Origin of the sequence: Burkholderia humptydooensis (genome assembly GCF_001513745.1) — a bacterium.
Classification (GTDB): domain Bacteria; phylum Pseudomonadota; class Gammaproteobacteria; order Burkholderiales; family Burkholderiaceae; genus Burkholderia; species Burkholderia humptydooensis.
This window is the reverse complement of sequence record NZ_CP013380.1, coordinates 1,875,438-1,897,429: the sequence shown is the minus strand read 5'-3', so window position 1 is coordinate 1,897,429 and position 21,992 is coordinate 1,875,438. Positions and strand designations below refer to the sequence as shown.

The following is a 21,992-nucleotide window of genomic DNA, read 5'->3' as shown; positions in this document are numbered from 1 at the left end:
GGTCTTCTACCCTGTGCTGATTTATTCCGTGAACCCGTATTGATGGGCCAGGTCCGGCGCAAACGGCGTGATCATTTCGACCACCAGCGCCTTATGGAGAATCTCATCAGAATCCGGCCGACTCGTGCGGCTCTCGATGCCCGCGAATTCCAGGATTGCCTCCTGTTGAACCACAAGGGCGGCCCCGTCGGCACGGAGGTTCCGCCGTCTCGCTTGGACGCCCTCGGCCTTCAACAGCCGCGTTGCGGTGTCCGCCGCTCGATTAAGAATGGGCACGATGTGGGCCGGGATAGCTCGTAGTGCGGCCTGACGCTTGGCACTCAATGCCGCCGCTGCGGGGCCTGCCGCATCAATCAGCTTCGCCTCCACGTCGGCGGGAATGCGGTAGGCGCGGATAGTTTGTTGCGCGTTCTCTTTCTGCATGGTCTCTGTGCCTTGTCGATAGTGGCGTTATTGCCGCTCGACGGCCGCCCCGCTCATAGCTGAATCCAGCGCGGCATACTGCGATTCCAGCGCGTCCAGTTCCTTAGCGAGGAGCAGTTGTCAAATCTGGTGTATCAGCAGTCGGCGGCATGATCAGGCGGCGAGCGGTTGCTGAGCCGGTGTGCTTTCGATCACCGGGGTACCATCCTTGAAGGGAATGCCCTTCATGAGCTGTTCGATCTTGTCCACGCCGCGGATACGGCGCCACGACTGTTCAGCCGATTCGATCAGCTTGAATGCCAGACCAAGGAAGGTCGCGCGCGACAGACAGTTGCGCGTACGCGTTGTGCGATGACGTACCGTCGCAAACGTCGATTCGATCGGGTTGGTCGTTCGCAGATGCTGCCAGTGTTCAGCTGGAAAGTCGTAGAACGCGAGCAACTCGTCGCGGTCCTTCGTGACCTTCTCAGCGGCCTTGGGATATTTGGCCGAATACGTCGCAACGAACTGGTTGAACGCGACGATGGCCTCGGCTCGCGTTGCCGCATTCCAGATTTCAGACAGGGCAGCCTTGGCGCGGCCGTGCTGCGATTTCGGCAGAGCGTTGAGCACGTTGCCGATCTTGTGGAACCAGCAGCGTTGTTGCCTGGTCTGCGGGAACACTTCTTCAAGCGCCGCCCACAGGCCCATCGCGCCGTCGCCAGTAGCCAGCAGCGGGCCGGCCTGCAGCCCGCGTGCCTTCAGGTCCAGCAACAGGTCACGCCACGAATCCTTCGATTCGCGATAGCCGTCGGCGAGCGCCACGCGCTCCTTGCTCCCGTCCGGCTTCACGCCGATGATCACCAGCAGGCACTGGCCATCGGAGTCTTCGCTGCGCGCGCCGGTGTGAATGCCATCAGCCCACCAGTAGACCCAGCGCGAGCCCGACAGGTCGCGTTTGTTCCATCGCTCGAACTCGTCGGCCCATTGCGCCTTCAGGCGCACCACGACATTGGGCGAGAGGCCTTTGGCTTGTTCGCCGAGCAGCACGCTGAACGCTTCGCTCATGTCGCCGGTGGAAACACCGCGCAGGTAAAGCCACGGCAGCGCCGCGCTCACCCGGGGCGACTTGCGCACGTAGGGCGGCACGATGTTCGAGTTGAACTTCACGCCCGAGCCCGAACGGTCACGCACCTTGGGCACCTGAACCGGCACGGGCCCGACTGCCGTGACGACCTCGCGTTCGGGCAGATAGCCGTTGCGCACGATCGCGCGCCGTCCGTCCAGCGTTTTCACGTTCGAATACTGCTCGAGCAATGCCGCCAATTCCGCCTCGATCGCCTGCTGGATAATCTGCCGCGCGCCCTGCTGGATCAGGTCGTCCAGACCGGGCAGGCCCTTCACTTCCGTTGCTGCTTGACTGCCGTTTGTTTCCTGCGTACGTTTCGCCATGGTGGTGGAGTTCGGTTGCTGGGTGTTACCGTGGAAAGCAACATTTTCAGCTAACCGCCACCGCCTTCTCATTTCCCGCCGACCACCCGCCGTACACCAAATTCGACATTAGCTCCTTAGCGAGCCTCAGCATCTGGTCTTCCAATGACGCGGCCCAATGCAGGGCAAGTTCTCCAGTTGGCATGGCTGCTATGCCACGGCGAGCGAGCGCAATGGGGGCGTCAGACACTGCCCGTTCGCTTTCGGGCTTCACGAGCCACGAATGATCGCCGTGCAATCCGGTGTGAGAAAACGCAATACGGGCGCGGATGAGTTGCGTATGCGGTCCGATCATTCGGCTGCCTCCTTGGAATTGGTGGTGCTTACGGAATTCAATGCGCGGGAAATGGTGGCAAGTCCTACGCCAAAGTGTTCCGCGAGAGATCGCACGGAGCCGCCGTGTTCCGCGTGATACGCCCGGACTTCAGCGTAATCCACGGCAGGCTTACGGCCCTTGTACTTCCCTTCAGCTTTGGCTACGGCGATCCCCCGCGCCTGCATCTCGCGCCGGTTCAGATAGTCCGCCGCGCCCTGCGCCGCCATGAACGCTAATAGCGCATCGCGAATCCCGAGCCGCAATGGGTCGGTCTCTTGCCCGTCGAACACCATATCGTTGAGCGTGCATTCAACCCGAACGCCCTTCTTCATAAGGCGCTGCATGGTCTCGGCTAGTTCGCCGTAATGCCGCGAGATGCGGTCGAGCCAGCGAACAACCAGGACCCCGCCCTTGCGAAGGTCGCGCTCCACGTGCTGCCACTGTTCGCGCTCGGCGGGCGGAACGTGATACCCACTCACCCCTTCATCTACAAACACGTCGTCTGCGGCTATGCCCTGGGCGGCTGCGTCTGCGTATTGGCTCGCGGCGGTCTGCCCGTCGAGCGTCGATACACGCCCGTAGTAGATACGTCTCATATGGTGCCTTAACTCGTTCCGTTGAAGTGGTGTTTCGAATTATCCACCGTTCCGAAAATCTGTCAACTTCAACGGAACGGAAGCGCATAGGCGTTGCGCGTTCGCTACAGGTATACCCAAACGGAACGCACCGAAACAGCGATAGAGAAAGGCCAAGGGCGTCCACGCCCTGCATCCTCACGATCCTCCTAGCCGCTCGTTGGTGACCACCAGCGCTCGGGCAAGGATTTGCATTGGGTCCTCAACGGCCTCCCGTGCGACCTCCTGCATCATGTACATCCCGTGCTTACGGATGGACGGCAGGACTTCCGACGTGACCCACTTGCGGAACTCCCGCGCTATCGGTTTGTTAGAACGCATCACGAGCGCGTAGAGGCCCGACTCGGAGATCACGGTCGTATTCTCCGGCCCCCCCCAAGGGTGTGCAAAAGTCGCACACCCTTTTCGTCAGAATCCAGCGTCCTAACTGCGCTTCCAAGATGCGCGATGCCCACGGCAATACACATGTCCTTCGCAGGGAACCACGGCTCCCCGTCGATCTCCACGACGCGGAGACTCATGTTCGGAGCCGCCCCGCACGCAGCAGGATTGCTGCATCGGGACCAGGAAGCGCCGGGGAGGGCATGGGGGGATTTTGGCTCGCGCGGCCGGGGACACCTTGTCACGCATTTCTGGGAAAAAAAACGAGGCTGCCGTCGGCGTCGGAGTACATTGCTAGTGCAACGATCCTAAAGCCGCATTACATAATGCCTACGAAGACAAGCCATAAGCGCTAAAAAATGCCAAACACGATAGAGATCAATAACTTAAAGCACATTCGCACGCTCGCTTTCGAAGTGCCCCCACCCGGCGTCCACTTGCTTTCCGGCTCGAATGGCGCAGGCAAAACATCGGTTCTAGCGTGCTTGCGAAGAATCGGTCATCCCAATGCTTTTGCGCAGCATTTCCGGCCGTCGCAGATTTCCGACGCACTCGATAGCTTTGACGGAGCGGAGATCGTTTATACGGTCAATGGCCGTCGCGTCACGTATGCTTACGCAGGCGAACGATGGGTGCCTCGTCCAAGGTCCGCTAACCGCCTGCTGCAAAATTTCGGATATCCCACGGTCATCTATGTCGGTGCAACGGCTGACCGCATCACTCCGCGACCAGAGGATTTTCGACCTGCTCGTATAAGGCCAGCCCCACAGGCGCTACGCGATGCCGCCAACGAGATACTTGAGACCGACAAATTTGACGCGCTAAAAGTCATCAATTTAACTCCCGGTGGAGGCAATCGTGCCTTTGTGCTTCAGACAAAGGCACCTCCTCAAGCTAAGTACGTATCTGAGCGAAACCTCAGCCTTGGCGAGCTTTGCGTCATGAAGCTAATCCGAAGTTTGCTGACATGCGCTAATAACTCCCTGATTCTGATCGATGAACTGGAGCTAGCTCTCCACCCGCGAGCCCAGATTGGACTTTTGCGGTATCTGCAAACGATCGCACAGGACAAGCAGTTGACAATTATTTTCTCGACACATTCGGTCAGTCTGTTGAAGCGGGTACCTCGCGACAGGATTATTTTCTTGGAAGCTGACGATGGCAACGTTTCTGCGATAAAGGGATGCTTCCCTACCTACGCTCTTGGCAATATTGCGTATGATGAAGAACGCGGCCCTGATCTCGTCATATATGTAGAAGACGAGGCGGCCTTGTATGCGACGGAAGCACTAACGCAACTCGCGATTGGCCACAGATTCAGGAACGACGAGTCTCTTTTCCCGACAGTACACGTCATTCCAATCGGCCCTTTCATGAGCGTTGTCCGCTTTCTCGATCGAAGCCGCGCCCTGCTGCCCATATCTTGTACCTCAGTTGCTCTCCTTGACCGAGATGTTAAGGACGAGACAATCGCGAATTGGGAGGCTGAACGAAATCATGTCGCGCTTGCAGAATTCCAGAGACACGAGCAAACGATCGACTATCTCCCGTGGACGCCAGAGGTAGCATTTGTTGATTTTTTGAGAAATCACAGACAAACGGCACTTAGATTAATACAACAACATTTCCATAATATTCACTTAAACTATGGCAATGCCGACATAGGCGATATTCCAGCCGCCGCAGGGAGCGAACAGCGCAATAGGTGCAAGACCGCTTTCCGGAACGTTGTTGCGCGGATTGCTGGTGCATTGCCGAATGACTCTGAGGCCGACGTTCGTAAGGCGTTGATTCGCTTGTTCGCGCAATGGTACTGGGACAATGAAAGGGCGGCGGTGCTACAGCTCATCGGACCTCACCTCGCTGCAGCGATGAGACGGCAGCAATAGGAAGATCGGCAGCCCGTCGGGAGCGAGTGAACGACTCAGTCGTTGACAGGAACAGACATTTGAACGTTCGACTGAGTAAGCGACCGATTGACGGCTCATGGCCGGACTGAGTCAGATGCCCTAACGCTGTCCGTTTGGCCTAATCTCGCCTTATACACGTCTCTTTATCGCGATGTTCACCTTGCCGATAAGCCGCGCAGCCTCGTCTAGTGCCGCTGCGCTGCGTCGAGCATCCCGCGCGGATTCTCGTAGCAACGCCGCAGCCTTTTGGAGCGCGGCGACATCAGCATCTGTTATTCGGTCGCCATGAGCACGTCCGGATGCTACAGCCGCTCGTTTGTTCGCCCATCGCCTTATGACCGTTGGACTCGCGATGTCGTCCGGTAGCTCCCCGAGCGTCTCCATGTTCGCAGCTAACCATATGGCGTCCTGCCGAATCTTGAACCCGATTTCGTCAAAACCGTGGCCCGTTACCCAAGCAGAAAAGGACTGATTCGATACGCACTTACGCTTTCCAGCCGCCAGCGCCTCACCGACTTGGACCCACCAGCGCCGGTGCGCGTCATGAGACCGCTCACGCCTTTCCCTGGCCTTGTCACCTGCTCCCCGCGATAGGGCGCGGCGTCGCGGAGCATCCTCCTTCAGGTACTCCCATGCCTCCTGCCCACGAGCGACAACGGGGTTATCCGATCTCTTTGGTTTCATCAGGATTGAACGGTCGAGCCGTTACAGCGCTGCGTACCATGCCCGTGCGAGCAATGCCCCGGCGACACTTAGAGCAGCGACCGCGAGCGGCACCCACCACGGCATGCGGGCGAGTCGCCGTGTTTCTGCGACCTGTCGTTCCGCTTCGTCCAATAGTTGCATGGTAAAAGCATCGGACCTCGCGGCGAATTCCTCAGCTTGGCGCGAGCGCATATGATTCCTCGGGCGTAATCACGTTGGTTGCGAATTCTAACGCCCTCCCGCTTCACCCGCCCCAAGTGTCTTGATCTCGTCAGCAGATATGCTGACATCCCGTGTGTCCCGGGCTTATGCTTGTGGGCACAACATCACACAACGTCACACGGGGATTACTACGATGGATATGCAGCAATTGACGGCAGCAGCGGCGTCGTTGAAAACGGCAATGGATTTCGGTAGGGCCGCACTCGAACTGAAGAGTTACAACGATATGGCTGCGAAGGTTTCTGACCTGAATAGCAAGATTCTCGACGCACAACAGTCACTGTTCGCGCACAACGTACAGTTATCGGAATTGCAAGAGGAACACAGGACGGCATTACGCGACCTCGAAGCAGCGAAGACCGCCCTAGCCGAGCGCGGCCGCTATTTACTGCACGCAGTAGCCCCGGGCCGCTTCGCATACCGAGCAGAGGCAACGGCAACCGAGCCGGAGCACTATATCTGCCAGCCGTGCTTCGACGGCCCAGATCGGCGCAAAGCTGTTTTACAGGACCACCCTCCCACGCAGCGGACGGCCGGTTATTTGTTGTGTCCGGTATGTACCGTTAATGTTCGATACGCCAACTCTACCGGTCAAGGTCAACGGTCTGTGGCTGGAGGACGGAATAGCTGGATGGCGCGGTGATCCTGGGCAAGTCGATGCGGTCGAGGGGCTAGCCTGGGTACAACAAAAAGCCCGCCGAGTACAACTTAGCGGGCCTCTTGGGTACAATTGGGTACATCAGATTGGGTACATTCGACGGTTTTACTCCTGCCCCTGGCTCGTCAGGAACTCCTCGTAATTGCCGCCGAAGTCGAACAGCGTGCCATCCGTGCGCACTTCGATGATCCGGTTCGCGAGGCCGCTCACGAATTCGCGGTCGTGCGACACGAAGATCAGCGTGCCCTCGAACTTCTCGAGCGCGATCTGCAGCGACTCGATCGACTCCATGTCCATGTGGTTGGTCGGCTCGTCCATCAGGAGCACGTTGTGGCGGCCGAGCATCAGCTTGCCCCAGATCATCCGGCCCTTCTCGCCGCCCGACAGCACCTTCACCGATTTCCTGATGTCGTCCGCCGAGAACAGCAGGCGGCCGAGCGTGCCGCGCACCATCGTTTCGTCGTCGCCGTCCTTGCGGTACTGGTCGATCCAGTCCATCAGCGTGACGTCGTTCGGGAACGCTTCGTAGGTGTCCTGCGGCATGTAGCCGACGTTCGCGTTCTCGGCCCACTTCACGGTGCCGTGCTCGAGCGCCAGGTTGCCGAGCAGCGAACGCAGCAGCGTCGTCTTGCCCGCGCCGTTCTCGCCGATGATCGCGATGCGCTCGCCCGGCTGCACCGACAGGTTGAAGTTCTCGAAGATCGTGCGCTCGTACTTCTTCGTGATCTCTTGCGCGACGACCGCGACGTTGTGCAGCTTCTTCTCGTACTCGAAGCGGATGAACGGGTTCTGGCGCGATGACGGCTTGAATTCCTCGATCTTGATCTTGTCGATCTGCTTCGCGCGGCTCGTCGCCTGGCGGGCCTTCGACTTGTTCGCCGAGAAGCGGCGCACGAAGTCCTGCAGCTCGGCGACGCGCTCCTTCGCGCGCGCGTTCGCGGCGGCCTGGCGCTCGCGCGCCTGCGCGGACGCGAGCATGTAGTCGTCGTAATTGCCCGGCCAGACCTTCAGCGTGCCGTAGTCCATGTCGGCCATGTGCGTGCACACCGAGTTCAGGAAGTGACGATCATGCGAGATGATGATCATCGTCGAATCGTAGTTGTTGAGCGTGTCCTCGAGCCAGCGGATCGAGTTGATGTCGAGGTTGTTGGTCGGCTCGTCGAGCAGCAGCACGTCCGGGTTCGAGAACAGCGCCTGCGCGAGCAGCACGCGCAGCTTCCAGCCCGGCGCGACGTCGCGCATCGGGCCATTGTGGAATTTCTCCTCGATGCCGATGCCGAGCAACAGCGCGCCCGCGCGCGCCTCGGCGTCGTAGCCGCCGTATTCGGCGAACTTCGCCTCGAGCTCGGCTGCGTGCATGTAGTCGTCGTCGGTCGCCTCCGGGTTCGCGTAGATCGCGTCGCGCTCGGTCATCGCGGCCCACATCTCGGTGTGGCCCATCATCACGACGTCGAGCACGCGCACGTCCTCGTATGCGAACTGATCCTGGCGCAGCTTGCCGAGACGAACGTTCGGCTCGAGCGCGACGTTGCCCGACGATGGCTCGAGATCGCCCCCCAGGATCTTCATGAAGGTCGACTTGCCGCAGCCGTTCGCTCCGATGAGGCCGTAGCGGTTGCCCTCCCCGAACTTGACCGAGATGTTCTCGAACAGGGGCTTGGGCCCGAATTGCATCGTGATGTTGGCGGTAGAAAGCACGGCAGATCCCGTTAAGAGATAGATCGACGGAAAACCGGGCATTTTAGCAGGAGTCGATGAATCGCTGCGCCGCATGCCCTTCGGGCCCCGAAAACGGGCGCGCCATTCGCCTGTCTTTTCATCCCGCGGCCGGCATAAATTGCCCGGCGCGCCGATCCGTCAAGCCCGCGCCCCCGTCACTTGCGCGCATTCGCCGCCTGCTGCGGCGCCTTCAATTGCGCGAACAGTTCCGGGCACGGCACGTCCTTGTTGTTGCTCGGCGCGATCAGCGGGATCAGCGCCGCGAGCGGATTCACGAGCCCGAGGCCGACCATCGCGCCCGCGCGCAACGCGAGCGCGCCCGCATCGACGCCGACGTCCGGATTCTTGAACGTCCCCTTCACGTATAGCGGCGAGCGCAGCGAGAACACGCGGAATCCCTTCGTATGCGGATGGACCTTCAGGTTCATCGACTCGTTGCGCAAGTCGATCGGGCCGTCGATGTTGATCAGCGCGTCGTCGGTATCGAACGCGAACAGCTTCGTGTCGAGCAAGCCGTTGGTCGCCACGAAATCGACGGCCGCGCAATTGATCTTCACGTCGTGGCCGCCGAACATCTTCTCGTAAAGGACGTTGGCGACGTTCAGGCCCGCCGCCTCCATCAGCAAGCGGCTGATCGCGCCGTTGGTCATCAGCATCTTCACTTCGCCGCTCGACGTCGCCGCGAGCGCGGCGGGCGAGTTGCCGGTCGCCGACAGCGCCGCATCGCCGTTGATCTCGCCGAACGCGGACTGCATGACCTTCTGCGTCGGGAACAGTTGCCTGAGCTTCAGATGCCGCGCGGCCACCGCGAAGCGCCCCTTGAGCGGCGCGGCGCCGCCGTCGAGATGCGCGGTCGTCGCGAGCGAGCCGCCCGCGACGCCGAACTTCAGCGGCTCGAGCGACAGCACGCCGTCCGTCATCACGATGTGCGTGTACAGATCGGTGATCGGCAGCGCGGCGCTCTTGATCAGCTTGCGGCCCGTGAACTTGACGTCGGCGTCGAGCGCGCGCCAGCGGTCGGTGCGGAACGTCTCGACAGGCAGCACGCGGCCGGGCGGCTGCTTCGTCGTGTCCCCGCGCTGCGCCTTGCTCGCGGCCGTGTCGGCGCCGACGATCGGCGCGAGATCGGAGAATTGCAGCAGATTCGACACGAGCTCGCCGGACAGCAGCGGCCGGGGTGCGCGCTGCTGGTACGTCAACGTGCCGCGCAGATCGCTGCCACCGACGCGGCCGTTGAAGTTCTCGTAGCGGAACGTGCTCGCGCCTCGCTTGAAATGGCCGATGAGCCGGCCTTCGGTCGCGTAGGGCGGCGTGTCGGGCAGCGTCACGCCCGTGAGCGGATACAGATGCGACATGCTCGTGCCCTGCAGCCACAGCCGCAGATCGATCGCGGCGAGATGGACCGGATCGGTGAGCGTGCCGACGATCGCGAGGCGCGTGTCGCCCGCCTTCACGTCGGCCTGCAGCGGGAACGGCCGCGATGCGTCGCGAAGCGACAGCACGCCGCCCATCTTGCCCGTGCCGGCGATCGGCACGCCCTTGTAGCGGCCCTTGACGGTCAGGCCGAATGCGTAGGTCGGACCGGCCGGCCGCTTCGCCGCGGCAGCCGCGCTTGCGCCGCTTGTGTCGTTTGTGCCGCTTGCGCTGCTTGTGCCAGGCCCGGCCGCGGTCGTCGATACAGCGGCGGCGGAGGCCGCTGCGGAAGCGGCCGCTCCGCCTGCATTCGACGCGGGCACCTTGCCGGCGGCAATCGCCGCGGCGCTGCCGCCTGACGACGACGCAGCAGTCTTCGGCGAGCCGCCCGCATTCGCCGAAACCCGATTGCCCGCCGCCTGCGCCGACGCCGCCTGGCTGCCCCCGGAAGCCTTGCCGGCCGGCGCCGCGCCATTCGCGCCATTCGCGCCATTCGCGCCATTCGCGCCGCTCGCCGCCGAAGCGCCGCCCGTTCCGGGCGCTTCGGCCGCCGACGCTGCCGACGCTGCCGACGCTGCCGACGCTGCCGACGCCTCGGACACAATCTGGGCCTTCGCCTTCGCGGTCAGTTGCGCCGCCCCCTTCTTGCCGACCCGCTGCGCCGACGCCGCTCGCGACGTTTCCTCCTGCTGCCGGAGCACGTCGCCGAGCGGGATCGGCTGGCCGAGCGTGTCGACCGCGACGCTCAGATCAGCTTTCGTGATCGCATCGCGATACGCGACCGTGCCCTTCGCGAAGCCGAAGTCGCGCAATTGCACCTTCCACGGCGACGGGCCGGAAGACTGCTTGAATTCGAAGGTCCAGTTGTTGCGGCCGTCGGCGAGGCGCTCGATGTCGAGCGCCGGATTGACGAGCTCGATCGTCGGGATCACGACCTCATGGGCGAGCAGCGGCAGCAGCGCGAGCTCGAAGCGCGCTTCGTCGAGCGTCGCGAAGTCGGGCGCCTTCGCCCAGGGCGGGTTGCCGATCACGACCTGGCGCGCCGAGAACATCGGCCACGGCACCCAGGCGCGCCAGCCGGTCTCGCCGTCGGGCCGCCGCCAGCCGACCTTGATGTCGCCGCGGATCTCGAATGGCCGGCCGATCGACGCGCTTGCCTGCTCGTTGATCCACGGTTTCGCGCGGCTCCAGTCGAACGTGAAGATGAACACGCCGACCGCCGCGGTCAAGACCGCGAAGATGCCGACGATCCACGCCGCCGTTTTGCCGAGGGTACGGGTGAGCGTCATGCCAGATTCCGTCGTTGTTCTTCCTGAACCGGCAGCGCCGCGCAGCGTGCGCGACGCTGCCACTGACAGTTATTATGGCGCACGATGCGGCGCCACCCGCCCCCATTTACCGTTTTTTGCGTTTTTTGCATTTATGACAGCCGATGCCCTGATCGAAGCCCGACAGATCACGCGACGCGACGCGGCGAGCGGCAAAACGCTCCTGGCCCCGACCGATTTCTCGCTCGCGGCGGGAGAGCGGATCGCGCTCACCGGCCCGTCGGGCTCCGGCAAGAGCGTGTTCCTGAGGGTTCTCGCGCGCCTCGATCCGATCGACGGCGGTCAATTGCTCTGGCACGGCAAGCGCGTGCCGCGCGCGGCCATCCCGCGCTACCGGCGCAGCGTCGCGTACGTTCGGCAGCGCCCCGCGACGGCCGACGGCACGGTCGAGGACCTGCTGCGCTACCCCTATTCGCTCGCGGTCTATCGCGATGCGCACTTCGACCGCGCGCGCGTCGCGCGCCTCGCCGCGCAAGCGGGCCGCGGCGACGATTTCCTGCGCAAGGCCGCGAGCGAGCTGTCGGGCGGCGAGGCGCAGATCGCCGCGCTGCTGCGCGTGCTGCAGCTCGCCCCCGACGTGCTGCTGCTCGACGAGCCGACGTCCGCCCTCGATCCCGATTCGACCCGCGCGATCGAGGCGCTCGTGGCCGCCTGGTTCGCCGCGGCGCCCGCCGCGCGCTCGTATCTGTGGATTTCGCACGACCCGGCGCAGGCGGCGCGCGTCGGCCGCCGGCGCCTGACGATGCGCGCCGGCGCGCTCGGCGATGCCGCGACGGAGAACATGCGATGAACACGCCGCTGCAAGACCTGAGCCTCGTCGACGTCGGGATCGCGGCGGCGCTCGTCGCGATCAACGGCGCGATTTCGGTCGCCCTGTCGCTCGGCCTCGGCCGCAAGCTCGCGTGGGCTGCCGCGCGCACCGTCGTGCAGTTGCTCGCGATCGGCTACGTGCTCGGCTGGGTGTTCGGCCATCCGCGCTGGTACGTCGTGCTGCCGCTCGTCGCGCTGATGACGCTGATCGCCGGCTTCGCGGGCGCCGCGCGCGGCAAGCGGGCCTACGCGGGGCAGCGCGCCGACAGCATCCTGTCGATCTGGGCGAGTAGCTGGTTCGTCGCGGCAATCGGGCTGTTCGTCGTGATCCGCATCCATCCGTGGTACGAGCCGCAATATGCGATCCCGATCCTCGGGATGATTCTCGGCAACACGCTGACAGGCGTGTCGCTCGGCATCGAGCGGATGATGGAGGAGCTGACCGCGCAGCGCGATCGCGTCGAGACGGCGCTCGCGCTCGGCGCGACGCGCTGGGAAGCGGCGCAGGACGCGGCGCGGCAGGCGGTGCGCGCCGGCATGCTGCCGACGCTCAACCAGATGGCCGTCGTCGGCGTCGTGAGCCTGCCCGGGATGATGACGGGCCAGGTGCTCGCCGGGCAGTCGCCGCTGCAGGCCGTCCGCTATCAGATCGTCATCATGTTCCTGATCGCGGCGGCGTCCGCGCTCGGCACCGTCGGCGCGGTGCTGTCGACTTATCGGCGGCTCTTCTCCGCCGAGCACCGGTTTCTGGCATCGCGGCTCGTCGAGCGGGAAAAAACCGCGAATCGCGGGTGAGACGCGCACGCCCGTGGAGTGGACCCGCTCGTCGGACGCTTGATGGTTCGTCGATTCGCGTGGGACGTAACGGCTTGGCGAGTCGGCGGACTGGCGATTGGCGCGAGCCTTGTCGCCGATCCGAGTGATCCGAGTGATTATCGAGTCGCGCGCCGACATCCGGCGTGTCATGCGGCGTGCGTGCCGCGCCGCCGCCATCCGCCACGCGAACGCCGCCGCGCCACCCCGTTACCGCTTGATCGACACCGTGATCTTCGTGCCGTCGCGCATCGCGATCGACTTCGAGCCGCCCGTCGGGACCGACAGCCATTTGACCTGGCTCACCGATACGACATTCGGGCATTGCAGCGTCTTGCCGTTCAACGTGACCTTCTTCGCGCCGTTCGGCGCGCTCGCCTGGAAGCTCAGTTGCACGTTCGCGACGCCCTTGCTGTCGACGGATGGCGCGAGCCGCACCTGCGCCTGCCGGACCATCGCGCCGTTCGCGTCGCGCGGCAGCGTGTCCGCATTCGGGCACGCGTCGGGCATCGGCACGGCGCCCGACGGCGGCACCGACTTCCAGTTGTAATCGTCGGTTTCGCCGGAGCGGATCTTGCGCGTCTCCTGCATCGTGCCGAACTGCTTCGAGTCGACCTTGACCGTGTATTGAAGCTGGCCGTCGTTGCCGCCCAGCACACTGCCCTTGATGGGCGGCGCCGCATGCGCGGCGAAAGCCGAGAGCAGCGCCGCGGCGGCGCACGACGCGACGAGCGGCGACAGAATGCGTTGACTCATGCTGACCTCTCCTTTTATGACGACGTGCTGCGCGAATCGCCGGGTTATCGATGCATGACGCAATGCCAGTCTAACGCGAAGCGGCACGCGTGGCGCCTGCCGCGCATCGGGTGTTACCCCTGCTTGCACGATCCGCGCCGAGCGTGCGTGGCGCGCGATCACGGGCTCGATACTCGCCTCGGGGCGCTCGCTTCGCGCGGCATCGCCCGGAATGGACGAGATGCATCGCGGATACGTCATGCTCGCTCGCATGCTGCCGGAACGTGAAGCCGTCGACGGCGAAGACGCCAAGCGCGCGCACGACAAATTTGATCCATCACAAATTTTCACGCCTTGTTGCTCGAACCATCGAATCGAGATGACGGCGACGTCCGGTATCAAACGCTGTCCGCACGAGAGCCGAGAGCCGGAAATCGCCAGTCGGGAATGCGCAGCGATCAGCCACGCCCCGCCCGCCACCGTCCGATCGGACACGCCCGAGTCCTCCCCCTACCGCCCGTCCGCTGGCGCTGCGTCGCAACCGGCTACAATAACGGGTTCGCCGCATCGCCTTGGTCGGCGCCGCCACCCGCTCCACCGTGACACTTCCATGACCACGAATCTCGTCGTTCAAAGCACTGCGCCGCTCTCCGACGCGCATCACAAGCCGCTCGCCGCACTCGCGCGCGGCGCGCGCGTCGTTCCGCTCGACGCGCAGTCGATCCGCATCGAGGGCGCCGACCCCGCGCAGCGCGCCGACATCGACGCATACTGCGGCGCGCACGCGCTCGACTACGCGTTCGTCGACGCGGCCCGCAAGCTTGCCGACTTCGGACTCGTCGCGATGGACATGGATTCGACGCTGATCACGATCGAGTGCATCGACGAGATCGCGGACTTCTGCGACCTGAAAGCCGAAGTCTCGGCGATCACCGAGGCGGCGATGCGCGGCGAGATCAAGGATTTCAACGAGAGCCTGACCCGCCGCGTCGCGCTGCTCGCGGGCCTCGACGCGAGCGCGCTCGAGCGCGTCTACGAAGAACGGCTACGGCTGTCGCCGGGCGCCGAGTCGATGCTTGCCGGCGTGAAAGCGGCGGGCCTGAAGACGCTGCTCGTATCGGGCGGCTTCACCTTCTTCACCGAGCGCCTGAAGGCGCGGCTCGGCCTCGACTTCGCGCACTCGAACACGCTCGAGATCGTCGACGGCAAGCTGACGGGCAGGGTCGTCGGCGAGATCGTCAACGCGGACGTGAAGGCGCGCGCGGTGCGCGATACGTGCGCGGCGCTCGGCATCGAGCCCGCACGCGCGATCGTCCTCGGCGACGGGTCGAACGATCTGAAGATGATGGCCGCCGGCGGCTTCTCGATCGCGTTTCGCGCGAAGCCGGTCGTGCGCAGCGCGGCGAGCGCCGCGTTCGATCACGTCGGCCTCGACGGATTGCTGCGGCTGTTCTGAGGCCGCGCTCAGGCTCGCCCGGCCCGCGCGCGGCGCGGCCGAAAGAACCGCCGCCGCTGTCGTCCGCCGCGGTCCGATGTCGCGCGTTACGCGAACGTTTCGGCGAATGCGCGCTCGATGTCCGCGCGCAAATCGGCTTCATCTTCGAGGCCGACATAGAAACGCACCAGCGTGCCGCGATGCGGCCACTTGCCCGTGCGCATCGACTGCACGTCGTACGGCATCGCGAGGCTGCATGCGCCGCCCCAGCTCCAGCCGATCGCGAACAGCGCGAGCGCCTCGACGAAGCGGTCGACCTGCGCGGCATCGTAGCGCTCGTCGAACACGACCGAGAACAGGCCGCCCGCGCCCGTGAAGTCCCGCATGAAGGCCTCGTGACCGGGGCAATCGGGCAGTTGCGGATGCAGCACCGCCGCGATCTCCGCACGCGTCTTCAGCCAGCGCGCAAGCGACAGCGCGCTGCGGCCGTGCGCCTCGAAACGCGCACGCATGCTCGGCAGGCCGCGCAGCACGAGCGAGCAGTCGTCGGCCGACACGCCGATGCCGAGCCGCATCCGCGCAAGCTTCAGCTTCGCGTGCAGTTCGTCGTCGGCGGTGATCGTCGCGCCCATCAGCACGTCGCTGCCGCCCGACTGATACTTCGTCAGCGCCTGCACCGAGATGTCGACGCCGTGCTCGAACGGCTTGAACGCAAGGCCCGCCGAATACGTGTTGTCGATCGCCGTGACGATCCCGCGCGAGCGCGCGACCGCCGTGATCGCCCGCACGTCGGGCACCTCCATCGTCACCGAGCCGGGCGCCTCAAGCCAGATGATGCGTGTGTTCGGCTGGATCAGATCGGCGATGCCCGCACCGATCATCGGATCGTAAAAGCGCGCAGTGATGCCGAAATCCTTCGCCAGCCATTTGCCGAAATCGCCGTTCGGCCCGTATGCGTTGTCCGGAATCAGCACGTCGTCACCTTCCTTGACGAGGCCGAAGTACACGTTCGTGATCGAGGAGAGCCCCGACGGCTGCAACAGCGCGTGCGTGCCGCCTTCGATCTCGGCGAGCCGCTGCGCGAGCGCGAGCGACGTCGGCGTGGCGTGCAACCCGTAGCGCCACTGGCCATCCTGGCGCCAGTCGAGGTTGCGCATCGTCGCGAGATCGGGGAACACGACCGTCGACGCTCGCGCGACCGGCACGACGAACGATTCGAAACCGGCGGGAATGCGATCGTCCGGCTGGACGACGCGCGTCTGGAGCGCGCGCTTGGGAATGGATGCGGTCATCACTGGGAGGGCTCGGCGCAAAACGAGCCGGAAAAGATTGGAAACCCGGCTAGCTTAGCCGGATTCCGCACGTTTGGCCCGGTACAGTCGGCGCGGCCGCGACCGTGCCGGCGAGAGGCGTCCGCGCCCGAGACCGATGCGGGAGCGGGGGCAACAGATGGGGCCGGTAAGGGGGACTGGCAAGAGGACCGGCAAGAGACCGCCGAGCCCCGGCCGCATCGCCCAAAACCGTTGAGCTACCCGGCCCGTTGAGCCGCCCGGCAAGCGCCGATCGGCGACCGGGAGACTCGGCCGCCGCGCCGACCCGCCGCGTTCGCTATTCGGCGGTCCGCAGATTGCTCACGCCGTCGATCGACTGCCCCCGGACGCCCGCCTGCGGCGCGCCTGCGGCGGCCGGCGCGGGCTGCGCGCCCGCCGCATGCGACGGCGCGGGCGCGCCGCCCGCCGGGCGCAGCGCGACGGGCAGCGGATCCGACTGATCGGCGTTCATCCGGTCGGCGGACAAGCCGCCTAACGCATCGAAGCGGCCGATCCACACGCCCGTGATGTTCGTGCCGTCGTCCGATTCTTCGATCTCGAGCGTGTCGCCGTCGCGATCGCCCGCGAGCAGGACGACCGCCCCCGTGTCGAGATACTGGCACTCGCCATGCACGCCCGGCTCGTCCGTCTTCGGCCCGAGACGCACGACGACCTGCCGGCCGCCGACCGTCCCTTCGTAGCGCGGCAGCCGCGCATACGCCGGATTCGGCTTGAGCGGCGCGGCGGGCGGCGGCGCGTCCGCCTGCGGCGCGGCGGCGGACGCCGCATCGGCCGCGCCCGCGGAAGCCGCCACGCCCTGAGAGGGAGACTGCGCGAACGCGAGCCCCGCCGCCGTCGCAAGTGCGGCGGCGAGCGCCGCGCCGCGGATTCCGGTGATCAGCTTCAACTGCGCGGCCCTCTCGTTACAGACGCTCGAACACCGCGGCGATGCCCTGCCCGCCGCCGATGCACATCGTGACGAGCGCGTAGCGCCCGCCGGTCCGTTGCAGCTCGTACAGCGCCTTCACGGTGATGAGCGCGCCCGTCGCGCCGATCGGATGGCCGAGCGAAATGCCCGAGCCGTTCGGGTTGACCTTCGCCGGATCGAAGCCGAGCTCGCTCGACACCGCGCACGCCTGCGCGGCGAACGCCTCGTTCGCCTCGATCACGTCGAGATCGGCGACCGTGATGCCCGCGCGCCCGAGCGCCTTCTTCGTCGCGGGCACGGGGCCGATGCCCATGTACGCCGGATCGACGCCCGCGTGCGCATACGAGACGAGGCGCGCGAGCGGCTTCGCGCCGCGCTGCTCGGCAACGCTGCGCTCCATCAGCACGACCGCGGCGGCAGCGTCGTTGATGCCCGATGCGTTGCCCGCCGTCACCGTGCCGTTCTCCTTGGCGAACACGGGCTTGAGCTTCGCGAAATCGTCGAGCGACGCGTCGTGGCGCACGTGCTCGTCGGCGTCGAACACGACCGTGCCTTTGCGCGATGCGATCTCGATCGGCAGGATCTGCTCCTTGAAGTAGCCGGACTTCGTCGCATGCGACGCGCGCCGATGCGATTCGACCGCGAGCGCGTCCTGCGCGTCGCGCGTGATCCCGTACTTCGCCGCGACGTTCTCGGCCGTCACGCCCATGTGAATCGACTGGAACGGATCGCTGAGCGCGCCGACCATCATGTCGACGAGCTTCGCGTCGCCCATCCGCTGGCCGAAGCGCGCGACCGGCACCGAGTACGGCGCGCGGCTCATGTTCTCCGCTCCGCCCGCGACCGCGATGTCCGCGTCGCCGAGCAGCACGCCCTGCGCGGCCGACACGATCGCCTGCAGGCCCGAGCCGCAGAGGCGGTTGAGCGTCAGCGCGGGCGCGTGCTGCGCGATGCCGCCGTTGATCGCCGCGACGCGCGCGAGATACATGTCCTTCGGCTCCGTGTGCACGACGTTGCCGAACACGACGTGGCCGACTTCGTCGCCCGACACCTGCGCGCGCGACAGCGCTTCGCGCACGACCCGCGCGCCGAGCTCGGTCGGCGCGAAGTCCTTCAGGCTGCCGCCGAAATCGCCGATCGCGGTGCGTACGCCGCTTACCACCACTACTTCGCGTTGCATCGTTGCCTCCCTCTCTTCTCTTGATGAAAACCGATCGAGCGCGCGACCGCGATCGTGCGCGTCATGCATTCGGATCAGCTCTGGATTCACGCATCGGATCACGCATCCAATAGCCGCTCGACCGCGTCACGCGACGGAATCGGCGCGACCGCGCCGAAGCCTTGCGTCGACAGCGCGGCCGCCGCGTTCGCGTAGCGCGCGGCCGAGAACGGATCGTCGCCTGCGGCGAGCCGCGCGACGAACGCGCCGCCGAAGCAGTCGCCCGCGCCTGTCGCGTCGAGCGCGTCGACGGCGAAGCCGGGCACGGCGCGCCGCTCGTCGGGCGTCGCGACATACGCGCCTTCGCGGCCGAGTTTCAGCGCGACGATGCTCGGCCCCAGGCCGAGCATCGCATCGACGATCGCGTCGCGCTCGACGAGCCCGGTGAGCGCCGTCACGTCATCCCAGCTCGGCAGGCAGACGTCCGTATGGCGCAGCGCCTCCGTCATCACCGCCCGCGCGCGCGGCAGCGGCCAAAGCTTGAGCCGCAGGTTCGTGTCGAAGCTCACGCGCGCGCCGTTCGCACGTGCGTGCCCGATCGCGGCGAACGCCGCATCGCACGCGCTCGTGCTGATCGCGAGGCTCACGCCCGACAGATGCACGAAGCGCGCGGCCGCGAGCGCGTCGAGCGGCAGATCGCGGATCGCGTAGCGGCTCGCGGCCGAGCCCGCGCGGAGATAATCGAACGCGTGGCCGTGCTCGCCGTGCGACACGAAATAGACGCCCGTCGGCGCGCTGCCGTCGATCCGCACGCACGACGTGTCAACGCGCTCGCGACGCCACAGATCGAGCAGCAACCGGCCGAAATGATCGTCGCCGACCGCGGACACGAAACCCGCGCGCGCACCCTGCCGCGCGGCGGCGATGCAGAAGTTCGACGTATCGCCGCCGAAGCCCTGCAGATAGTTCGGCTCGCCCGGCCGTGCCTGATTGAATTCGACCATCGCCTCGCCGAGCGCGAGCACGTCCAGAGACGTCGCCGGCATCGTCAGACCTCGCCCCAAAGATCGTGGCCGTCGGCGCCCGTGATCTTCACGGACACGAAATCGCCGACCTTGTACCGCTTCGACGCCTTCGTTGCCGGCTCGACGTAGACGACGCCGTCGATCTCGGGCGCGTCGGCCGCGGTGCGGCCGACGCCGCCCTCTTCGTTGACCTCGTCGATCAGCACCTTGAGCGTCTTGCCGACCTTGCGTTCGATGCGCGCGGCCGACACCTCCTCGGCGACTTCCATGAAGCGCGCGCGGCGCGCCTCGCGCATGTCGTCGGGCAGCGCGCCGTCGAGCTCGTTCGCGCTCGCACCCTCGACCGGAGAATACGCGAAGCAGCCGACGCGATCGAGCTCCGCCTCGCGAATGAAGTCGAGGAGTGTCTCGAATTGCGCTTCGGTCTCGCCCGGAAAGCCCGCGATGAACGTGCTGCGAATCGTCAGATCCGGACAGATCTCGCGCCACTTCTGCACGCGCTCGAGCACCCGCTCCGCGTTCGCCGGGCGCTTCATGCGCTTGAGCACGTCCGGGTGCGCGTGCTGGAACGGCACGTCGAGATACGGCAGCACGTGGTCCTTGAGCGGGCCTTGCGCCATCATCGGGATGATTTCGTCGACGTGCGGATACGGATACACGTAATGCAGACGCACCCACGCGCCGTACTGCGCGGCGAGCTCGCCGAGCGCGCCGACGAGCTCGGTCATCCGCGTCCTGAGCGGCCGTCCGTTCCAGAAGCCCGTGCGGTACTTGACGTCGACGCCGTACGCGCTCGTGTCCTGCGAGATCACGAGCAGTTCCTTCACGCCGGACTTGAACAGGTTCTCGGCTTCGAGCATCACCTCGGCGACGGGCCGCGACACGAGATCGCCGCGCATCGACGGAATGATGCAGAACGAGCAGCGGTGATTGCAGCCTTCGGAGATCTTCAGATACGCGTAGTGGCGCGGCGTGAGCTTGATGCCCGCGGCCGGCACGAGATCGACGAACGGATCGTGCGGCTTCGGCAGATGGCTGTGCACGACCTGCATCACTTCGCCGACCGCATGCGGGCCGGTGACGGCGAGCACCTTCGGGTGCACTTCCTCGATGAGGCCGGAGCCGCTCGCGCTCTTCTTCGCGCCGAGGCAGCCGGTGACGATCACCTTGCCGTTTTCCGCGAGCGCTTCGCCAATCGCGTCGAGGCTTTCCTGGACCGCTTCGTCGATGAAGCCGCAGGTGTTGACGACGACGAGATCCGCGCCGTCATAGGTGCCGGAGATTTCGTAGCCTTCGGCGCGCAGTTGCGTGATGATCTGCTCGGAGTCGACGAGCGCCTTTGGGCACCCGAGCGAAACCATGCCCACCTTGGGCGCGGCAAGCGGCTTACCGCGTGATTTCAATGAATTTTCCAACTATCGCTTCCATGCGTGAGGGGACGGCGTCCGGTGGCGGCACGCCTTGGGTTTGCCGGCATTTTACCCTCCGCGCGGCGACGTTTCCCCGAGGGAGCACACCGAGCGCGTCGCCCACCCGGACCGCATGCGTGACGCCGATTGCGAGCTGCTTGGTGACGAGCCTCATGAGCCGGATCGCCCCGACGTAGCACGCGCCCATCGCGCTCGTACACGGCAGACGCGCGAGGCCGGCCGACAGCTTCAGGAGACGAGTTCGCGAATGCGGCGCGTGCGTCGCAGACGAAACGGCCGCCTGCCCGTCTGCCGCGGCGGCATCACTCGGGCGCATCCCACCCCGAAAAGAAACGGCGCCTGCGCGGCGCCGTTTCCTGCATGCGATTGCGACATCCGCCCGATGACGCGCGGCAAGCCGCGGCCCCTCGGGCGATGCGCCCGCCGAGCGCAATCGATGCCGCCCCGCCGAGCCGCAAGCGGGTTCACGGAGCGACGACACATGCGGTATCGCAACGCAGCCGGGTCGCATTCCGGCCACGGTCCCGGCGAAAGACGTCGCACGACGTCGCGCGTTGCGTCTACTTTTTCTCCGGCTCGCTGCCCGGCGGCGTCGCCGGCTTGAACGGGAACGAGCTGAACATCGTCTTCGCCTGGTTCTGCATCTGCTCCTGCATCTGCACGAACATGTTCTTCGACTGCTCGATGTAGCTCGTCATCATCCCTTGCATCATCGGCGCCTGCATGTTCATGAACTGCGACCAGACTTCCGGATTCATCGCGTTGTTCTCGTACAGGTTCTTCGACTGGTCGGCAAGCTTGCTCTGGATGTCGATGAACGCCTGGATGTTCTTCTCCAGATACGCGCCCATCATCCCCTGCATCGCATGCCCGTAGAACCGGATGATCTGCGAGAGCATCGACGACGAGAACATCGGCACGCCGCCGCTCTCCTCTTCGAGAATGATCTGCAGCAGGATGCTGCGGGTCAGGTCCTCGTTGCTTTTCGCATCGATGACCTTGAAGTCCTCCTGCTCGAGCACGAGTTGCTTCACGTCGGTCAACGTAATGTAGGTGCTCGTCTCCGTATCGTACAAACGGCGGTTCGGATACTTCTTGATCAGCCGTTCGCCAGTTTTCTTTGTAGTAGTCATGTAACGCCTTTGAGCGCCTGATGCGCGCAGTGAC

19 protein-coding genes are annotated in these 21,992 nt (G+C 65.1%); 5 read left to right on the top strand and 14 right to left on the bottom strand.

What is annotated here, in order from left to right:
- Positions 1 to 21: 21 nt before the first annotated feature.
- From AQ610_RS08700 to AQ610_RS08680, 5 genes are all read right to left on the bottom strand, one after another.
- A complete protein-coding gene (locus AQ610_RS08700) occupies positions 22 to 423 on the bottom strand; it encodes a hypothetical protein (protein WP_009917232.1) in 402 nt (133 codons plus the stop codon).
- A 153-nt stretch (positions 424 to 576) separates the two neighbouring features.
- The gene (locus AQ610_RS08695; protein WP_006026243.1) at positions 577 to 1,854 is read right to left on the bottom strand and encodes an IS256 family transposase; all 1,278 of its coding nucleotides are present in this window, start codon (positions 1,852 to 1,854) and stop codon (positions 577 to 579) included.
- A 46-nt stretch (positions 1,855 to 1,900) separates the two neighbouring features.
- A complete protein-coding gene (locus AQ610_RS08690) occupies positions 1,901 to 2,188 on the bottom strand; it encodes a Cas5 family CRISPR-associated protein (protein ID WP_043282635.1) in 288 nt (95 codons plus the stop codon).
- Positions 2,185 to 2,805, bottom strand: a complete 621-nt coding sequence (locus AQ610_RS08685) for a recombinase family protein (RefSeq protein WP_009912169.1) — start codon at positions 2,803 to 2,805, stop codon at positions 2,185 to 2,187. The genes AQ610_RS08690 and AQ610_RS08685 overlap by 4 nt, the downstream gene beginning before the upstream one ends.
- 177 nt (positions 2,806 to 2,982) lie before the next feature.
- Positions 2,983 to 3,198 carry a BRO-N domain-containing protein gene (locus tag AQ610_RS08680; protein WP_009912168.1) on the bottom strand — a complete coding sequence of 72 codons (216 nt, stop codon included), beginning with the start codon at positions 3,196 to 3,198 and terminating at the stop codon, positions 2,983 to 2,985.
- A gap of 386 nt (positions 3,199 to 3,584) precedes the next feature.
- On the opposite strand from AQ610_RS08680, the gene AQ610_RS33060 reads away from it, so the two are divergent.
- Both AQ610_RS33060 and AQ610_RS35875 read left to right on the top strand, forming a co-directional pair.
- Positions 3,585 to 5,114, top strand: a complete 1,530-nt coding sequence (locus AQ610_RS33060; RefSeq protein ID WP_006026928.1) for an ATP-dependent nuclease — start codon at positions 3,585 to 3,587, stop codon at positions 5,112 to 5,114.
- A gap of 1,081 nt (positions 5,115 to 6,195) precedes the next feature.
- The gene (locus tag AQ610_RS35875; RefSeq protein WP_144411933.1) at positions 6,196 to 6,705 is read left to right on the top strand and encodes a hypothetical protein; all 510 of its coding nucleotides are present in this window, start codon (positions 6,196 to 6,198) and stop codon (positions 6,703 to 6,705) included.
- Between the two features lie 120 nt (positions 6,706 to 6,825).
- Here the strand turns inward: AQ610_RS35875 and AQ610_RS08675 are convergent, their stop codons facing one another.
- Both AQ610_RS08675 and AQ610_RS08670 read right to left on the bottom strand, forming a co-directional pair.
- Positions 6,826 to 8,418, bottom strand: a complete 1,593-nt coding sequence (locus AQ610_RS08675) for an ABC-F family ATPase (protein WP_009912166.1) — start codon at positions 8,416 to 8,418, stop codon at positions 6,826 to 6,828.
- 176 nt (positions 8,419 to 8,594) lie between these two features.
- Positions 8,595 to 11,141, bottom strand: coding sequence for an AsmA family protein (locus tag AQ610_RS08670; protein WP_006026930.1), 2,547 nt, complete (start codon positions 11,139 to 11,141; stop codon positions 8,595 to 8,597).
- Between the two features lie 133 nt (positions 11,142 to 11,274).
- Between AQ610_RS08670 and AQ610_RS08665 the strand changes: the two genes are divergently transcribed.
- Together AQ610_RS08665 and AQ610_RS08660 are read left to right on the top strand one after the other, a co-directional pair.
- Positions 11,275 to 11,970: an ABC transporter ATP-binding protein gene (locus AQ610_RS08665; protein WP_006026931.1), complete on the top strand. Its 696-nt coding sequence runs from the start codon at positions 11,275 to 11,277 to the stop codon at positions 11,968 to 11,970.
- Positions 11,967 to 12,785, top strand: a complete 819-nt coding sequence (locus AQ610_RS08660; RefSeq protein ID WP_006026932.1) for an ABC transporter permease — start codon at positions 11,967 to 11,969, stop codon at positions 12,783 to 12,785. Before AQ610_RS08665 ends, AQ610_RS08660 begins: the two co-directional genes overlap by 4 nt.
- 228 nt (positions 12,786 to 13,013) lie before the next feature.
- Here the strand turns inward: AQ610_RS08660 and AQ610_RS08655 are convergent, their stop codons facing one another.
- Positions 13,014 to 13,559 (bottom strand): DUF6013 family protein, encoded by a 546-nt coding sequence (locus AQ610_RS08655; RefSeq protein ID WP_009912164.1) that lies wholly within the window; start codon positions 13,557 to 13,559, stop codon positions 13,014 to 13,016.
- Between the two features lie 589 nt (positions 13,560 to 14,148).
- Between AQ610_RS08655 and serB the strand changes: the two genes are divergently transcribed.
- Positions 14,149 to 14,994, top strand: coding sequence for a phosphoserine phosphatase SerB (gene serB, locus AQ610_RS08650; RefSeq protein WP_006026934.1), 846 nt, complete (start codon positions 14,149 to 14,151; stop codon positions 14,992 to 14,994).
- Positions 14,995 to 15,080: 86 nt separating this feature from the next.
- On the opposite strand, the gene AQ610_RS08645 is transcribed toward serB, so the two are convergent.
- From AQ610_RS08645 to phaR, 6 genes are all read right to left on the bottom strand, one after another.
- Positions 15,081 to 16,265, bottom strand: coding sequence for a cystathionine beta-lyase (locus AQ610_RS08645; protein ID WP_009912163.1), 1,185 nt, complete (start codon positions 16,263 to 16,265; stop codon positions 15,081 to 15,083).
- 316 nt (positions 16,266 to 16,581) lie between these two features.
- On the bottom strand, positions 16,582 to 17,190 hold the full coding sequence (locus AQ610_RS08640; protein WP_006026936.1) for a hypothetical protein: 609 nt from the start codon (positions 17,188 to 17,190) through the stop codon (positions 16,582 to 16,584).
- Positions 17,191 to 17,206: 16 nt separating this feature from the next.
- A complete protein-coding gene (bktB, locus tag AQ610_RS08635) occupies positions 17,207 to 18,391 on the bottom strand; it encodes a beta-ketothiolase BktB (protein WP_009912157.1) in 1,185 nt (394 codons plus the stop codon).
- Between the two features lie 98 nt (positions 18,392 to 18,489).
- Positions 18,490 to 19,416 carry a sugar kinase gene (locus AQ610_RS08630; protein WP_006026938.1) on the bottom strand — a complete coding sequence of 309 codons (927 nt, stop codon included), beginning with the start codon at positions 19,414 to 19,416 and terminating at the stop codon, positions 18,490 to 18,492.
- A gap of 2 nt (positions 19,417 to 19,418) precedes the next feature.
- Complete coding sequence (rimO, locus tag AQ610_RS08625) at positions 19,419 to 20,810, bottom strand: 30S ribosomal protein S12 methylthiotransferase RimO (protein ID WP_009912156.1); 1,392 nt, start codon at positions 20,808 to 20,810, stop codon at positions 19,419 to 19,421.
- 575 nt (positions 20,811 to 21,385) lie between these two features.
- Entirely contained in the window at positions 21,386 to 21,958 is a 573-nt protein-coding gene (phaR, locus tag AQ610_RS08615) for a polyhydroxyalkanoate synthesis repressor PhaR (protein WP_006026940.1), read from the bottom strand.
- Positions 21,959 to 21,992 lie beyond the last annotated feature (34 nt).

What these genes read in the sequence shown, in the direction of transcription:
- AQ610_RS08700 (WP_009917232.1), bottom strand. Translation starts at nt 423, where the DNA reads ATGCAGAAAGAGAACGCGCAACAAACTATCCGCGCCTACCGCATTCCC.
- AQ610_RS08695 (WP_006026243.1), bottom strand. Translation starts at nt 1,854, where the DNA reads ATGGCGAAACGTACGCAGGAAACAAACGGCAGTCAAGCAGCAACGGAA.
- AQ610_RS08690 (WP_043282635.1), bottom strand. Translation starts at nt 2,188, where the DNA reads ATGATCGGACCGCATACGCAACTCATCCGCGCCCGTATTGCGTTTTCT.
- AQ610_RS08685 (WP_009912169.1), bottom strand. Translation starts at nt 2,805, where the DNA reads ATGAGACGTATCTACTACGGGCGTGTATCGACGCTCGACGGGCAGACC.
- AQ610_RS33060 (WP_006026928.1), top strand. Translation starts at nt 3,585, where the DNA reads ATGCCAAACACGATAGAGATCAATAACTTAAAGCACATTCGCACGCTC.
- AQ610_RS35875 (WP_144411933.1), top strand. Translation starts at nt 6,196, where the DNA reads ATGGATATGCAGCAATTGACGGCAGCAGCGGCGTCGTTGAAAACGGCA.
- AQ610_RS08670 (WP_006026930.1), bottom strand. Translation starts at nt 11,141, where the DNA reads ATGACGCTCACCCGTACCCTCGGCAAAACGGCGGCGTGGATCGTCGGC.
- AQ610_RS08665 (WP_006026931.1), top strand. Translation starts at nt 11,275, where the DNA reads ATGACAGCCGATGCCCTGATCGAAGCCCGACAGATCACGCGACGCGAC.
- AQ610_RS08660 (WP_006026932.1), top strand. Translation starts at nt 11,967, where the DNA reads ATGAACACGCCGCTGCAAGACCTGAGCCTCGTCGACGTCGGGATCGCG.
- AQ610_RS08655 (WP_009912164.1), bottom strand. Translation starts at nt 13,559, where the DNA reads ATGAGTCAACGCATTCTGTCGCCGCTCGTCGCGTCGTGCGCCGCCGCG.
- serB (WP_006026934.1), top strand. Translation starts at nt 14,149, where the DNA reads ATGACCACGAATCTCGTCGTTCAAAGCACTGCGCCGCTCTCCGACGCG.
- AQ610_RS08645 (WP_009912163.1), bottom strand. Translation starts at nt 16,265, where the DNA reads ATGACCGCATCCATTCCCAAGCGCGCGCTCCAGACGCGCGTCGTCCAG.
- bktB (WP_009912157.1), bottom strand. Translation starts at nt 18,391, where the DNA reads ATGCAACGCGAAGTAGTGGTGGTAAGCGGCGTACGCACCGCGATCGGC.
- AQ610_RS08630 (WP_006026938.1), bottom strand. Translation starts at nt 19,416, where the DNA reads ATGCCGGCGACGTCTCTGGACGTGCTCGCGCTCGGCGAGGCGATGGTC.
- phaR (WP_006026940.1), bottom strand. Translation starts at nt 21,958, where the DNA reads ATGACTACTACAAAGAAAACTGGCGAACGGCTGATCAAGAAGTATCCG.